Source organism: Desulfobacter sp., assembly GCA_028768525.1.
In the GTDB taxonomy this organism is placed as follows: Bacteria; Desulfobacterota; Desulfobacteria; order Desulfobacterales; family Desulfobacteraceae; genus Desulfobacter.
Map to the genome: position 1 here is coordinate 2,516,550 of CP054837.1, position 13,402 is coordinate 2,529,951.

The 13,402-nt window shown below is 57.3% G+C and carries 12 protein-coding genes and 3 tRNA genes; 11 read left to right on the forward strand and 4 right to left on the reverse strand.

From position 1 onward, the window contains the following. Positions 1-6: 6 nt before the first annotated feature. Complete coding sequence (locus HUN04_11525; protein ID WDP90290.1) at positions 7-774, reverse strand: ABC transporter ATP-binding protein; 768 nt, start codon at positions 772-774, stop codon at positions 7-9. A gap of 300 nt (positions 775-1,074) precedes the next feature. On the opposite strand from HUN04_11525, the gene lexA reads away from it, so the two are divergent. The 11 genes from lexA to HUN04_11580 all read left to right on the forward strand — a co-directional run bounded on the left by lexA (position 1,075) and on the right by HUN04_11580 (position 10,572). Beyond that, positions 1,075-1,746 (forward strand): transcriptional repressor LexA, encoded by a 672-nt coding sequence (gene lexA, locus HUN04_11530; protein ID WDP90291.1) that lies wholly within the window; start codon positions 1,075-1,077, stop codon positions 1,744-1,746. A 4-nt stretch (positions 1,747-1,750) separates the two neighbouring features. Then, a complete protein-coding gene (locus tag HUN04_11535) occupies positions 1,751-2,542 on the forward strand; it encodes a DUF72 domain-containing protein (GenBank protein WDP90292.1) in 792 nt (263 codons plus the stop codon). 18 nt (positions 2,543-2,560) lie between these two features. After that, complete coding sequence (locus tag HUN04_11540; GenBank protein WDP90293.1) at positions 2,561-3,730, forward strand: hypothetical protein; 1,170 nt, start codon at positions 2,561-2,563, stop codon at positions 3,728-3,730. After that, positions 3,727-6,735 carry a DNA polymerase III subunit alpha gene (locus HUN04_11545; GenBank protein WDP90294.1) on the forward strand — a complete coding sequence of 1,003 codons (3,009 nt, stop codon included), beginning with the start codon at positions 3,727-3,729 and terminating at the stop codon, positions 6,733-6,735. Before HUN04_11540 ends, HUN04_11545 begins: the two co-directional genes overlap by 4 nt. A 325-nt stretch (positions 6,736-7,060) precedes the next feature. Further along, on the forward strand, positions 7,061-8,356 hold the full coding sequence (locus HUN04_11550) for an ammonium transporter (GenBank protein ID WDP90295.1): 1,296 nt from the start codon (positions 7,061-7,063) through the stop codon (positions 8,354-8,356). Between the two features lie 167 nt (positions 8,357-8,523). Beyond that, positions 8,524-8,599 (forward strand) — tRNA-Phe (locus HUN04_11555). A 6-nt stretch (positions 8,600-8,605) separates the two neighbouring features. Then, positions 8,606-8,683: transfer RNA gene (locus HUN04_11560), tRNA-Glu, on the forward strand. Positions 8,684-8,702: 19 nt separating this feature from the next. Further along, a tRNA-Lys gene (locus tag HUN04_11565) sits at positions 8,703-8,778 on the forward strand. Positions 8,779-8,947: 169 nt separating this feature from the next. Continuing rightward, on the forward strand, positions 8,948-9,892 hold the full coding sequence (locus HUN04_11570) for an ABC transporter substrate-binding protein (protein WDP90296.1): 945 nt from the start codon (positions 8,948-8,950) through the stop codon (positions 9,890-9,892). Positions 9,893-9,902: 10 nt separating this feature from the next. Next, a complete protein-coding gene (locus HUN04_11575; protein ID WDP90297.1) occupies positions 9,903-10,292 on the forward strand; it encodes a type II toxin-antitoxin system RelE/ParE family toxin in 390 nt (129 codons plus the stop codon). Continuing rightward, the gene (locus tag HUN04_11580; GenBank protein ID WDP90298.1) at positions 10,279-10,572 is read left to right on the forward strand and encodes a hypothetical protein; all 294 of its coding nucleotides are present in this window, start codon (positions 10,279-10,281) and stop codon (positions 10,570-10,572) included. Before HUN04_11575 ends, HUN04_11580 begins: the two co-directional genes overlap by 14 nt. A gap of 83 nt (positions 10,573-10,655) precedes the next feature. On the opposite strand, the gene eutM is transcribed toward HUN04_11580, so the two are convergent. The 3 genes from eutM to HUN04_11595 all read right to left on the reverse strand — a co-directional run bounded on the left by eutM (position 10,656) and on the right by HUN04_11595 (position 13,381). Further along, entirely contained in the window at positions 10,656-10,937 is a 282-nt protein-coding gene (gene eutM, locus HUN04_11585; protein ID WDP90299.1) for an ethanolamine utilization microcompartment protein EutM, read from the reverse strand. 96 nt (positions 10,938-11,033) lie between these two features. Further along, complete coding sequence (locus HUN04_11590; GenBank protein WDP90300.1) at positions 11,034-11,750, reverse strand: phosphate propanoyltransferase; 717 nt, start codon at positions 11,748-11,750, stop codon at positions 11,034-11,036. Beyond that, positions 11,750-13,381, reverse strand: a complete 1,632-nt coding sequence (locus HUN04_11595) for an acetaldehyde dehydrogenase (acetylating) (GenBank protein ID WDP90301.1) — start codon at positions 13,379-13,381, stop codon at positions 11,750-11,752. The genes HUN04_11590 and HUN04_11595 overlap by 1 nt, the downstream gene beginning before the upstream one ends. Positions 13,382-13,402: the final 21 nt, after the last annotated feature.

Consider the following 13,402-nt stretch of genomic DNA (forward strand, 5'->3'; position numbering starts at 1 on the left):
TAAAAATTATTGGTTGGCAGGCTGACCCAGATATGCCTCTATCACCTTGGGATTGTTCTGGATTTCAGAAGGGTCTCCCTCGGCGATTTTCACACCGTGATCAACACAGACAATATGATCACACACACCCATGACCACCTTCATATCGTGCTCCACTAAAAGCACGTCAATGCCGAGGTCCTTTATGCGCGCAATATCGTTCATCAACTCTGAGGATTCAGAGGGATTCATACCGGCGGCGGGCTCGTCCAAAAGCAGGACTTTCGGCTCGGAAGCGATGGCCCGGGCGATTTCAAGACGGCGCTGGAGGCCGTAGGGCAGGTTGGCCGCCACGGTATCTGCAAATTCGTCCACCCCCATAAACTTCAGGGCTTCCATGGCTTTGTCCTTTATCCATGCCTCTTCCCGCTTCTGGGACGGCGTTCTCAGGATGGAGCCCAAGATTCCTTTTCCCGCCCGGCAGTGCCGGGCCACCATGGCATTTTCAACGGCGGTCATGGCCGAAAAGAGGCGGATATTCTGAAATGTCCTGGCAATCCCCTTTTCAAAAATCACATAGGGCCGTTTGCCCAAAATGCTTTTGCCATCAAAGATAACATCCCCCTCAGATGCCTGGTAGACACCGGTGAGCACGTTGAACACCGTGGTTTTTCCCGCGCCGTTTGGGCCGATTAATCCCACGACGCGGCCATTCCCAATGGTAAAACTCAAACTGGAGAGGGCGAGAAGTCCCCCAAACCGAACACTAATGTTTTTTAGTTCTAATTCAGCCATTACAAGATTCGTTCCGTTGCAGATTAAATCCGGAAAACGCCAAAAAGCGCCTCTATAGCCTATTTGTAGCTTTCTGTAGCCCATTAATTCTAGGTTGTCAACAACTAAAAAGGATGTTTCACATGGCGATACAGCCGAAACCCTCCCCAGTCAAAGGGCCCGACAATATTAAGAAATGGTTTAACCATACAATTTCACCCCCTGTTATGTATAGATTTTTTCTTTACTTTTACCTTTACATTTATATTGACATTTAAAACTATTTTTGCCACACTGATGGACACCAAAAAGAGGGGAAAAATGAAACCGCAGTTGACAAAAAAACAGAAAAAACTATTGGATTATTTAAACCGGGAACTGCATCGCAGCGGTACGGCGCCGAGCCTTCGCACCGCTGCCGGCGATCTGGGGGTCAGCCACGCCGCCGTCAGCCAAACCATCAAAACCCTGGAAGATAAAGGCTATATCCAGCGGCAGGGGCGATACAGCAGGACCATCCATATCCTGGATCACGGCGGAAACAGCGGCGACGGGGGATTTCCCGGCGCCGGCGAAGGGGACGCGGGATTTCGCCACAAACGCATCCCCATTGTCGGCCGGATCACCGCGGGCCTGCCCATCTACGCCACCCAGGAATGGGAGGGCAGCCTTCTGGTGGACAGCGGCCTGTATCCCGGAGACAACCTATTTGCCCTGAAAATCCAAGGGCAGTCCATGAAAAACGCCGGTATTTTAAATCGTGACATCGTCATCTGCCGCCCCCGGCAGTATGCCAGGAACCGGGAAATCGTCGTGGCACTGGTTCGCGGAGAAGAGGCCACGGTAAAGCGTTTCTTCCTTCATCCGGAATTCATTGAACTCCGCCCGGAAAACCCCGAATTTGCCCCCCAGACCTACGATTTTGACGAGGTTCTGATCCAGGGAAAGGTAGTGGGGCTGATCCGGCCGGCCGATGCCATGGAAGCGGAATGATCTTATGGCCGCTCTTTTCACAGGCACCAGCGGTTACTCCTACGGCGAATGGGTGGATGCCGGGGTGTACCCCAAAGGCACCCATGCCGCCAATATGCTCACCGCCTACACCCGGCACTTCAATGCCGTGGAGCTCAACTACACCTGGTACCAGATGCCCAAGGCGCCCTCCCTGGAACGCATGGCCGCCCAGGTACCCGGAAATTTCATGTTCAGCCTCAAACTGACCCGCACCCTCACCCATGAGGTGGATAAAACCCTCTGGAAGGATGAGGCCGCCGCCTTCCGCCGGGCCGTTGCCCCCCTGGTGGACACTCAAAAACTGCTAAGCATCCTGGTCCAGCTCCCCCCCTATTTCAGGCGCACCCCGGACCGGCGGGCCTACCTGGCAGCGCTCCTGGAAGAATTCACAGGGCTGCCCATGGCCGTGGAATTCCGCCATCCCTCATGGGTGAACGACAAGGTATTCTATGAATTTGAGCGCCGAAACATCACCCTGGTCACCGTTGACGGGCCGCCCCTGCCCCACCTGTTTCCCCGGCTGGACCTGGTCACCAACCCGGACCTGATTTACCTGCGCCTCCACGGCCGGAACAGCGCCGGATGGCGTTCGGGCAATATGCAGAAACAATTCGATTATGACTACAGCGAAACCGAACTGCGTGAAACCGCCGCTCTCATGACCCAGCGTCTCATGCCCGGCGCCCGGGCGGGTGCCCTGTTCTTCAACAACCACGTCCGGGGCCAGGCCCCGAAAAACTGCCTGCGCCTTGCCGCTATTTTACAGGCCCATTAACCCATAGAGTACGGCACCATGTCACACCGCGACATCATCCACCTGAATATCGCCGACTTTGCTGCCGGCATCGAAGCCTGCATTGATCCCGCCCTCAGGAACGAGCCCCTGGTGATCGCCCCCACAGGCGCCCCCCGGGCCGTGGTCTACGATATGAACGAGCCCGCCTTTAAGGAGGGCATCCGCAAGGGCATGCCCCTGTCCCGGGTCAAGCGGCAGCACCGGGGTGTCCCGGTCCTGCCCCCCCGGTTCAACCGTTACGAACGGGCCATGAAAGATGTGTTCAAACAGGGCCTGACCTACACTCCGGCTGTTGAGTCCGGTTGCCGGGACGGCCACTTGTTTCTGGACATTACCGGCACAAGCCGCCTTTACGGCCCGCCTCCGGACGTGGCCTTCCGCCTGAAAAAATCCGTGAAAAAGTCCCTTGGCCTGGAGCCCATCTGGTCCCTGGCCACCTCCAAACTGGTGGCCAAGGTGGCCACCCGCATGGTCAAACCCCTGGGGGAATATATCGTGGGTCCGGGGGAGGAAGAGGCCTTCCTGGGCCCGCTGCCCCTCAGCCTCCTTCCCGGGCTGTCCAAAGAAGAGATCCGCACCGCCACCCGGTTCAACCTGGTCCGTATTTCACAGATCCGCACCCTGACCCCGGCACAGATGGACATCCCCTTTCCCGGGCGGGCCGCTGCTGTCCGGCGGCTGCTCAAGGGCATTGACCCCTCTCCGGTCTCCCCCTCCCGGCCCGGCCGGCTCAGGGCGGACCATGAATTTGCCGACGACACCAACGATGCGGATGAACTGACTGCCGGGCTGGCCTTAATGGCGGCGGCCCTGGCCGGCCGGCTCTGTTCCCGGAATGAGACCCTGCGTTCCCTCACCCTCACCATCTCCTATTCCGACGGGGTCTGCCATACAGAATCCGCCAAGGCCCAGGGCGGCCTTGAATCGGCCCTGTTCCGGCAATCCCGGTCCCTGTTCCGGGCCGCCTGGAAGCGGCGGGTCCGCATCCGGCACATGGCCCTGACCTGCACTGCCGGCCCGGTTGCGCCGGTGCAAGCCGACCTATTTGCCTCCCCTGGCCCTGATAATTCCCCCAGGACCGACAGGCTCTCCGGTGCCATGGCTGAAATCCGGGCCCGGTTCGGCAATGCCGCCGTCCGTCCCGCCGCTGCACTGGCCATTCCATGATCCCCCTGACCGTCCGCTCCCATTACTCACTCATGTGGGGTACCGCCCCCGTCCGCAGGCTCTGCGCCCATGCCAGGGCCATGGGCTACCATTCCCTGGCCCTGACGGACACGGGCAACCTTTACGGGCTATGGCCCTTTCTGGACGCCTGCAGGGATTACGGCCTCCGCCCCATCATCGGTGCGGAAATTTCGGACCCGGCCGGCCATTGGCGGGCGGTCTGCCTGGTGAAGAATGCCAGGGGATACCGGAATCTCTGCCGGCTGCTGACCCGCCGCCACAGGGATAAGGCGTTCACTTTGAAAGATCGCATTCCGGAACTGGGCCGGGGCCTGGTCATCCTGACCCAGGCCCCGGAACTATTGGCGCGCTGGCGGGGCATGAATCTGGACCTGGCCGCCGCGCTGCCCAGGGGCCCCCTCTCCCGCACCCATCGGCTGTGCCGGATGGCCGTGGACATGAATATCCCCATGGTTGCCACCCCGGGCAGTTTTTTCCTCCGTCCCGGGGACCACCCCGCCCATGCCATGCTCAGGGCCATTGACAAAAACACCTGCCTGTCAAGGCTGGGCCCCCGGGACCTGGCCCCGGCAAATGCCTTCCTGGGCCGCCCGGATGATTACGCCAGCAGGTTCGCGGCCCTGCCCGGGGCGATTGCCGCCACCCATGAAATCGGTGAACGGCTGGAATTCCAGGGGCCGGAATTCGGCATTGTCATGCCGCCATTCACCCTGCCCCGGGGGACAAGCGCCCCGGACCTGCTCAGGGAAAAAACCCTGGCCGGTGCCCGGGACCGTTACGGCGCCCCCCTGCCCATAAAGGTGGTCCACCGCATCGACCGGGAATTATCCGTAATTAATCAAAAAAATTTCGCCGGCTATTTTCTGGTGGTGGAAGACATTGTCCGCCACGCCTCCCAAACCTGCGGCCGGGGGTCCGGAGCGGCCTCCATTGTGGCCTATTGCCTGGGGATAACCAATGTCTGTCCCATCAAGCACGACCTCTACTTTGAACGCTTCCTGAACCCGGGCCGGCAGGATCCCCCGGACATTGATGTCGACTTTGCCTGGGATGAACGGGACGGCATCCTCAACCGGGTGCTAAGCCAGTTTAAAGGGCATGCGGCCATGGTCTCCTCCCACATTCTCTTCCAGCCCAGGATGGCGGTGCGGGAGACGGCCAAGGTCTACGGCCTGCCGGAAGCCGAGATCAAAAAAGTGACGGCCCGCCTGCCCTGGTTCTGGCGGGAGGACGAGGCCGCCCAAAGCCTTCTGGACCGGATCAAAACCCGGCCGGAATTCAAGGATATGGACTTTCCCAGGCCATGGCCTGAAATCATGGCCCAGGCCCAGGCCCTCACCGGCACCCCCAGACATCTTTCGGTCCACCCCGGCGGTGTGGTCATCACCCCCGACCCCATTGACACCTATGTTCCGGTCCAGACAGCGCCCAAGGGTATTCCGCTGATCCAATGGGAAAAAGACAGCGCCGAAGCCGCCGGCCTGGTTAAAATAGACCTGCTGGGCAACAGGAGCCTGGGGGTCATCCGGGACTGTATCGCCGCCATCAGGACCACCCGTGGCGCATTCACCGACTTCCAGGAGATTGACCCCGAAGACGACCCGGCCACCCAGGCCCTGGTGGCCCAGGGGCAGACCATGGGGTGCTTTTACATTGAAAGCCCGGCCATGCGCCTGCTCCAGAAAAAATCACGGGTGGGGGATTTCGCCCACCTGGTCATCCATTCCTCCATCATCCGGCCGGCGGCCAACGAATTCATCCAGCAATACCTCCAACGGCTGCACACCGGGATATGGGATCCCATCCATCCCCTGCTGGGAGGTCTTCTGGACGAAACCTTCGGCATCATGGTCTACCAGGAGGATGTCTCCCGGGTGGCGGTACGCCTGGCCGGCTTTACCCATGCCCAGGCCGACGGCCTCAGAAAAATCATGTCCAAAAAGGACAAGCACCGGGAATTGTCCGCCTATCACCGTGACTTTATCAACGGGGCAAGGGCAAAGGGCGTCAGCCCGGAAGAAACCCGGGAAATCTGGGAGATGATCATCTCATTTTCAGGATATTCTTTTTGCAAGCCCCACTCAGCCTCCTATGCCCGGGTCTCTTTCCAGGCCGCCTATCTTAAGACCCATTACCCGGCGGAATTCATGGCGGCTGTGATCTCCAACCGAGGCGGGTTCTACTCCACCTTTGCCTATGTATCCGAAGCCCGGCGCTTGGGGATCAAGGTGCAGGGGCCGGACATCCACGCCAGCCAGATCTCCTGGACCGGTTCCGGAGACCGCCTGAGAATCGGTTTCATGGCCATTAAAGGGCTCACCGCTGCCACCATGGGAACCATCATCCGTGAACGGAAAACCAAAGAATTCTCCGACCTCTGGGATTTCTTCTCCCGGGTCTCCCTCCGGGAAGATGAATGCTGCGCCCTGGTCCACAGCGGCTGTCTGGACCGCCTCAACCCAGGCAACAGCAGGGCGGCCCTGCTCTGGTCCCACGCCCTGTGGCTGAGAAGCCGCCAATCCGCCAGGGCATGCCACCGCACTTTGCCGGGCCTCTTTGACGCCCCCCTGCCCGAGATCCCGGACCTTCCCCCGGATGCCCCAAAGGATTTGATCCACCGGGAACTGGACACCCTCGGGCTTCTGGCCGGCAGCCACCCCATAACCGGTTATGCCGGCCAAATCAGGACACTTAACACGGTCAAGGCTGCGGACCTCCACAATTTCACCGGAAGAACCGTCACCTTTGCCGGCTGGCTCATCACCGGCAAAGTAGTCCGGACCAAACAGGGGGATCCCATGAAATTCCTCACCTTTGAGGATGAGACCGGAATCGTGGAAACGGTTTTTTTTCCCAAGCCCTATGCCCGGTTCTGTCACATCCTGGATTACGGCAAACCTTTTCTGCTCACAGGCAAGGTTGAATCCGACTGGGGAGCGGTCACCCTTACCGTCAGCTTCACACGACAGATTCATGGAAATTGACAATAATGTAATTTCAACAAAAAAACCCCGGCAAAGGTTCCCTCTGGTCCTGCCGGAATCTTTGTCACGGCACCCCAAATAAGAAGAATGGAAAAAATTACATTTTTGAAATACTCAACCATGTAAAAAATAACATTTTTGTATTAAAATCGATCTATAAATCTAAATCTCCATCCACCCCCACAACACCTAAACCCGATATCGCCCATATTTTAAGCGGGTTGCACCCCGCGCCACGGGAGCATTCGAAATACTGGCATACCCCTTGCTATTTATCTTTGGACAAATTTGTTGAAACACAACTGATAACCCAACGAGGATGGAAATGATGCTGAAAAAATGGATAATCCTGACCATAATGCTTCTAGTAAACACCATGCCGGCCCTTGCAGGAGATGGCGCCATTGACACCGGCGACACCGCCTGGGTGACCATGTCAACGGCGCTGGTCATGATGATGACCCCGGCCGGCCTGGCCCTGTTCTATGGCGGCCTGTCCCGGTACAAAAACCTGCTGAACACCATTGCCATGACCCTGACCGCATACTGCCTGGCCTCGGTGGTGTGGGTGGCCTGGGGGTATTCCCTGGCATTCGGTGAAAGCGGCTGCCTTTTCATCGGCAGTCTGGACCATTTGTTTCTCTCCGGCATTGGCATCAATTCTGTTTCCGGCACCATTCCCACCCTGATCTTTGTTCTCTTTCAGATGACCTTTGCCTGCATCTCCGTTGCCATTATCCTGGGTTCCGTCGTGGACCGGATGAAATTCTCCGCCTGGATCGTATTTGCCGTCCTCTGGGTCACCGTTGTCTATACCCCGGTGTGCAATTGGGCCTGGGGCGGGGGCTGGATGCATAAAATCGGGGCACTGGATTTTGCCGGGGGCAATGTGGTCCACATTAATGCCGGGGTTTCCGGACTGGTTCTCTCCCTGATCCTGGGAAAACGCCGGGGCTATGGGAAAGAGGCCATGATTCCCTCTTCTGTCACATTCACCGCCCTGGGCGCCGGGCTGCTCTGGTTCGGCTGGTTTGGCTTCAATGCGGGCAGTGAGCTGGCTGCCGACGGGGTGGCCGCATCGGCCTTTATGGTCACCAACACCGCAGCCGCCATCGGGGGACTGGCCTGGCTCTTTGCAGAATGGAAAATTGCCGGTAAACCCACGCTCCTGGGCCTGGCATCAGGTGCCATAGCCGGCCTGGTGGGGATTACCCCGGCCGCCGGGTTCGTCACCCTGGCCGGCGGATTTGCCATCGGCATCATCTCAGGGCTCCTGGGGTATTATGGGGTGGCGGTCCTGAAACAGAAACTGGGGTATGATGACTCCCTTGACGCCTTTGGCATCCACGGGCTCTGTGGCATCTGGGGCGCCGTGGCCACCGGCATTTTTGCCTCCCCCTCGGTAACCGAAGGGGCTGCAGGTCTTTTCTACGGCAACCCCAAACAGGTACTGGTGCAGATTCTCTCCATCATCGGCACCGCAGCCTTCTCCGCCCTGGCCACCTTTATTGTGATCAAGGTAACGGCGGCCCTCACCGGCGGACTCAGGGTAAATCCGGATGACGAACTGGCCGGGCTGGACAATGCCCTGCACGGGGAACGGGCCTTTGAAATAGAATAATAGCCCATCCGCGGATGGGCCGGGGAACCTTCGTTTGTATTAAAAGATGACGCTTATACAACGACTGCCTTTTTTAAGCCCTCCCCGGCCCATCCGTTTTTTTTTGGCCGGTGGAAAATAATCGTTGACAGCCCCGCCGTTTTCCTTTAAAGTCCCAATTCTTGTGAGCCCAGGTAGCTCAGTCGGTAGAGCAGGGGACTGAAAATCCCCGTGTCAGCAGTTCAATTCTGTTCCTGGGCACCACCACGCGTCCCCATCGTCTAGCCTGGTCCAGGACACCGGCCTTTCACGCCGGCGACAGGGGTTCGAATCCCCTTGGGGACGCCATTTTTTTGGAAGCAATTCCGGGCCGTTAACTCAGTTGGTAGAGTATCTGCCTTTTAAGCAGAGAGTCGTTGGTTCGAGCCCAACACGGCCCACCACCCCCACTCCCCTCGATAAGACCACCATTCTCCCATATTCATAATTCATATTTACAGCATACACTGATCCTGCTACTCATTATGCATGGGAAAGCGGATTTTAAATTTTATATATCAACCAGGGAAACGGCATTCATCTGCCGGGCGAACCATCCTTATTATAATGTTGATGGTTGGATCCGCGCTATTACCCAGTTCCGCCCTACCCGGCTCCGGACCACCTGAAAGCCCTGCACCGATTGCCATTGTCACCAACGACTGGACCAGCCAGAATATCCTGTCCCGGATAGCCGGGCGGATCTTTCAATCCATGGGGTACAACATAGCGTATTTCCGGCATACGGATGAGGGGCAGTGGGGGCTCATGCTCAGAGGCCATCTCCATGTTCAGGTGGAAGTCTGGGAAGGGACCAATGCAAAGCTGTTTGCACGGATGCTGAAACAGGGGGGCGTGATTGACGCAGGGACCTATACCGCCATTACCCGGGAAGACTGGTGGTATCCGGATTATGTTGAAGGCCTCTGCCCGGGCCTTCCCGATTGGCGGGCCCTGGAGACCTGTTATCCGGTCTTTGCCACAGACCTTACCCGCCCTTTGGGGCAGTACATTGGGGGGCCCTGGGACCAGCGTGACCGGGCACGGATCAGTGCCCTGGGATTAAAGTTCAAGATGGTAAAGGTCCAAGGGGGCTCAGATTGGAATCAAACCGTGTCCGAGGTGCTGAAAAAACATCAGCCCATTATCTTTTTCAACTGGACTCCCAATTGGGTGGAAGCTGAAGTTCCAGGAAAATTTGTTGAATTTCCGGGATATGAAAAAGATTGCGAGACCCGGCCGGAATGGGGCGTCAACCCGGATTTCCTTTTCGACTGCGGCAACCCCAGGCGGGGCTGGCTTAAAAAGGCGGCCTGGGCCGGCATGCCGGAGCAGTGGCCCTGTGCCTTCCAGACCTTAAAGCGGATGGATTTTGGAAATGCTGAAATTTCAAGACTGGTTCATGAGGTGGACATCCAGGGCATCTCCGTGGAAAAAACCGCATCAAGATGGCTTGACGCCAATAAAAAACTCTGGCAGTCTTGGATTCCGCCACGCTGCAGAACTGAAAACGACTAGGAATCCCAGGATGGAACAAAAATGGCGCATTCTCTTTTGTGATGAAATGGAGAGCCTATGCCCGGTAACCGAATTCATCAATCACTGCCGGCCCAAACACCAGGTCAAGGTACTGCGCCTGCTGTCCCTGCTGGAGGAAAAGGGCCCTATCCTCCCCCGGCCATACGCTGACCTGCTTAGGGACGGCATCCATGAGTTGAGATTCACCCTCTCAAGGGAAAATGTGCGGGTACTCTACTTTTTCTGCTACCAAAAGTTCATTGTACTTTACAACGCTTTCTTTAAAAATACAGAGCGGGTCCCGGAAAATCAGATCCGGGATGTCATGGCATACCGTGAACGGTTTTTGGAAAAATCATCTCCTGAAACGCTTGAAGAGGCCTGGCGTGAAGTTTTTTAAGTCCGTCAAGGCACAAAAACTGGCCGACCCCGCATTCAGGGCCTTTTATGCAAGGGAATGCCATATCTGTGCGCTCACCCTCAAGGTGATTGAACAAGTGGAGGCCGCCGGAAACAAATCCCGGATATTGGCCTGCCTTGATATAGATTTAAAGGCCTATGAGGACCTCAAAGAAGGGGATTTCTGCCGGCCTGAACAGGTCATGCGGCTCTGCCGGTATCTTGGCATCAAAACTGGGGATATGCCGCCCTGCCCCCGCCTGAAACATCCCATCAAATAAAAAATCCGGCAGACGCCCTGACGGGCACCTGCCGGATTCTTATGGCGGAGAGGCCGGGTCCAGGGGCCCGGCCAATGGATTACTTATGCTTTCTGGGGCAGAATGTCTTCCACTTCGGTGTGGGGACGGGGGATGACGTGGACGGAAACCACTTCACCTACCCGTTCTGCAGCAGCGGCACCGGCGTCGGTGGCAGCCTTAACAGCGCCTACGTCGCCTCTTACCATAACGGTTACCAGACCGGAACCGATCTGTTCTTTGCCTACCAGGTATACGTTTGCAGCTTTAACCATTGCGTCAGCAGCTTCTACAGCACCTACCAGACCTCTAGTTTCAATCATTCCCAATGCATCAAATTTAGTCATTTTTACTTCCTCCTGTTTTTTTTAGCTAAAAAAAATCTGTATTATTGAGTTGGCCTTATTATTAGTACCAACTGATTTCCTGTGTTTGTTTAAACACTACTTCACAATTTTAATCTGCGAATGCGCATTGATATTCATGGCATTTGCTTCTTCTATATCCACGTGGAATTCAAGGGCCGATGAATCATTGGCCCGGACAACCACGTTGTTATACATGCCCCCCCGGGTGCCGTCCAACTGAATGCTGACGATCTGCCCGTCACGGACGCCGAAGTGCGCAGCATCCGAATTGTTCATGTGGATGTGGCGCTGGGCCACGACCAGCCCCTCCTTGGCCTGGACCGACCCTTTGGGGCCAATCAGGGTGATGCCGGGGGAGCCTTCCAAGTCTCCCGACATGCGGGTGGGGGCGATGACGCCGAGTTTATAGGCGTCACCGGCCAGCACTTCCACCTGGGTTTTACTCCGGGTGGGACCCAGCACCCTCACCTTTTCAATGGCCCCCTTGGGGCCGCAGATGGTGACGGTTTCCTTGCAGCCGTACTGGCCGGGCTGGGACAGGGGCTTGAGCTCCTGAAGTTCGTGGCCATTACCGAAAAGGGCTTCAACATCTTCCTGGGAAAGGTGGATGTGGCGGTTGGAAACCCCTACGGGAATGTGGTCGGGATCCACAGCCGGGGCGGCAGGCGCCGCAGCTGCGGGTGCAATTGCTGGCTGGGATACGGTGGCCTGGGCCACGGGAATCACCTTGTCCGCACCGTGTTCGGCCACGGCATCGACCAGCAGCTTGACCAGGGCGTCGTAGGTACTCATTACCCTTCTCCCTTGAGCACTTTTACCAGGGAATCGATCATGTCGGCCAGCTGCTCCTTGTTGATGCCTTCGCCATTGGCACCGATGGTGGCACCGCAGCAGCCAGATGTGGCAGTGCGCATCATCTCAGCCGGAGAGACAGCCGGGGCGGCGGTTTCTGCGGGCTTGCAGGGAGAGGGGCAGGCAGCGCCCTGGCAGACAGGGTTTCCTGCGGGGCAGGCGGCGCTGAGGCTGTTCAGTTCAGGATAGTTGAATGTGGGATCTTCAGCCGCCAGGGTGGTGCAGTCCTTTATACCGTAGGCCACACGCTTGATGTTGATCAGGTGCATGGGCGTCACGTTGTCTGAGACGGAAGAGCCGCCCCAGGAACCGCAGCCCAGGGTAAATGAGGGAACCAGGCCGGTGGAAGCGCCGACACCGCCCATGGTGGAACCGGTGTTGACCAGGATCCGTGATGAGGGTTTGACACTGAACTCCCTGACCATGTTGGCATCCTCGGTGTGCAGGCTCATGGTGTGGCCGATACCGTTCTGGAGCAGATCGATGGAGAGCTTGCAGGCCTCATGCCAGTCTTTTACGGTGTAGAAGGCCAGAACCGTGGTCAATTTCTCAAAGGAGAGCGGCCATTCTTTGCCCACCCCGTGCTGTTCGCCGAGGAGAACCGTGGTGCCGGCGGGGATATTGATGCCGGCGGCAGCGGCGATAACCTGGGGAGACCGGCCCACAAAGGCGGCGTTCATGGCATGGCCGTTTTTAAAGAGCAGGTTGCAGACCTTGTCGGTCTCTTCCTTGGTCATGAAGTAACCGCCCTGTTTCTTGAACTCGGCAATGACCTCATCACGGTTGCATTCCTCGGCGATGACAGACTGTTCGGAAGCACAGATGGTACCGTTGTCAAAGGTCTTGGAAGCCACGATGTTTTTAACAGCCTGGGCCACATTGGCGGTTCTCTCGATATAGGCGGGAGAGTTACCGGCGCCAACGCCAAGGGCGGGTTTGCCCGCGCTGTAAGCGGCTTTCACCATGCCGGGGCCGCCGGTGGCAATGATCATTTTTACCAGATCATTCTTCATCAGCGCGTCGGTGGCCGGCATTGAGGGCATGGACACGCAGGAGAAGATATTGGCGGGTGCGCCGGCTTCTACGGCGGCATCATACATCACCTGGCATGCCTTCATGGTACATTTTTTAGCTGCCGGGTGGGGGGACATGATGATGGCATTCCTGGACTTCAGGGCGATCATCATCTTGAAGATGGCCGTGGATGTGGGGTTGGTGGAGGGGATAATCCCCAGGCAGAGGCCCACGGGCTCGGCAATCTCAATGACCTTGTTCAGGTCGTCTTCCCGGATCACACCGATGGTTTTCATATTTTTAATGGCATCGTAAAGGGTGACGGAAGCCATGTGGTTCTTGTAGGTCTTATCGGCAACCTTGCCGAAACCGGTTTCCTCCACAGCCATTTTTGCCAGTTCAACGGCATGGGCCTGGGCGGCGCGAACCATGTTGCACAGGATCTTGTCAATGAGATCCTCTGTATAGTTTTTGATCTGCTCGGTGGCTACCTGGCCCAGGCGGGCCAGATCCCTTGCTTCCTGCACGGAGCGCAAATCGTAATCCATATTTTCCACGCTATTTCATTCTCCTATTCA

What these genes read in the sequence shown, in the direction of transcription:
- HUN04_11525 (WDP90290.1), bottom strand. Translation starts at nt 774, where the DNA reads ATGGCTGAATTAGAACTAAAAAACATTAGTGTTCGGTTTGGGGGACTT.
- lexA (WDP90291.1), top strand. Translation starts at nt 1,075, where the DNA reads ATGAAACCGCAGTTGACAAAAAAACAGAAAAAACTATTGGATTATTTA.
- HUN04_11535 (WDP90292.1), top strand. Translation starts at nt 1,751, where the DNA reads ATGGCCGCTCTTTTCACAGGCACCAGCGGTTACTCCTACGGCGAATGG.
- HUN04_11540 (WDP90293.1), top strand. Translation starts at nt 2,561, where the DNA reads ATGTCACACCGCGACATCATCCACCTGAATATCGCCGACTTTGCTGCC.
- HUN04_11545 (WDP90294.1), top strand. Translation starts at nt 3,727, where the DNA reads ATGATCCCCCTGACCGTCCGCTCCCATTACTCACTCATGTGGGGTACC.
- HUN04_11550 (WDP90295.1), top strand. Translation starts at nt 7,061, where the DNA reads ATGATGCTGAAAAAATGGATAATCCTGACCATAATGCTTCTAGTAAAC.
- HUN04_11570 (WDP90296.1), top strand. Translation starts at nt 8,948, where the DNA reads ATGGTTGGATCCGCGCTATTACCCAGTTCCGCCCTACCCGGCTCCGGA.
- HUN04_11575 (WDP90297.1), top strand. Translation starts at nt 9,903, where the DNA reads ATGGAACAAAAATGGCGCATTCTCTTTTGTGATGAAATGGAGAGCCTA.
- eutM (WDP90299.1), bottom strand. Translation starts at nt 10,937, where the DNA reads ATGACTAAATTTGATGCATTGGGAATGATTGAAACTAGAGGTCTGGTA.
- HUN04_11590 (WDP90300.1), bottom strand. Translation starts at nt 11,750, where the DNA reads ATGAGTACCTACGACGCCCTGGTCAAGCTGCTGGTCGATGCCGTGGCC.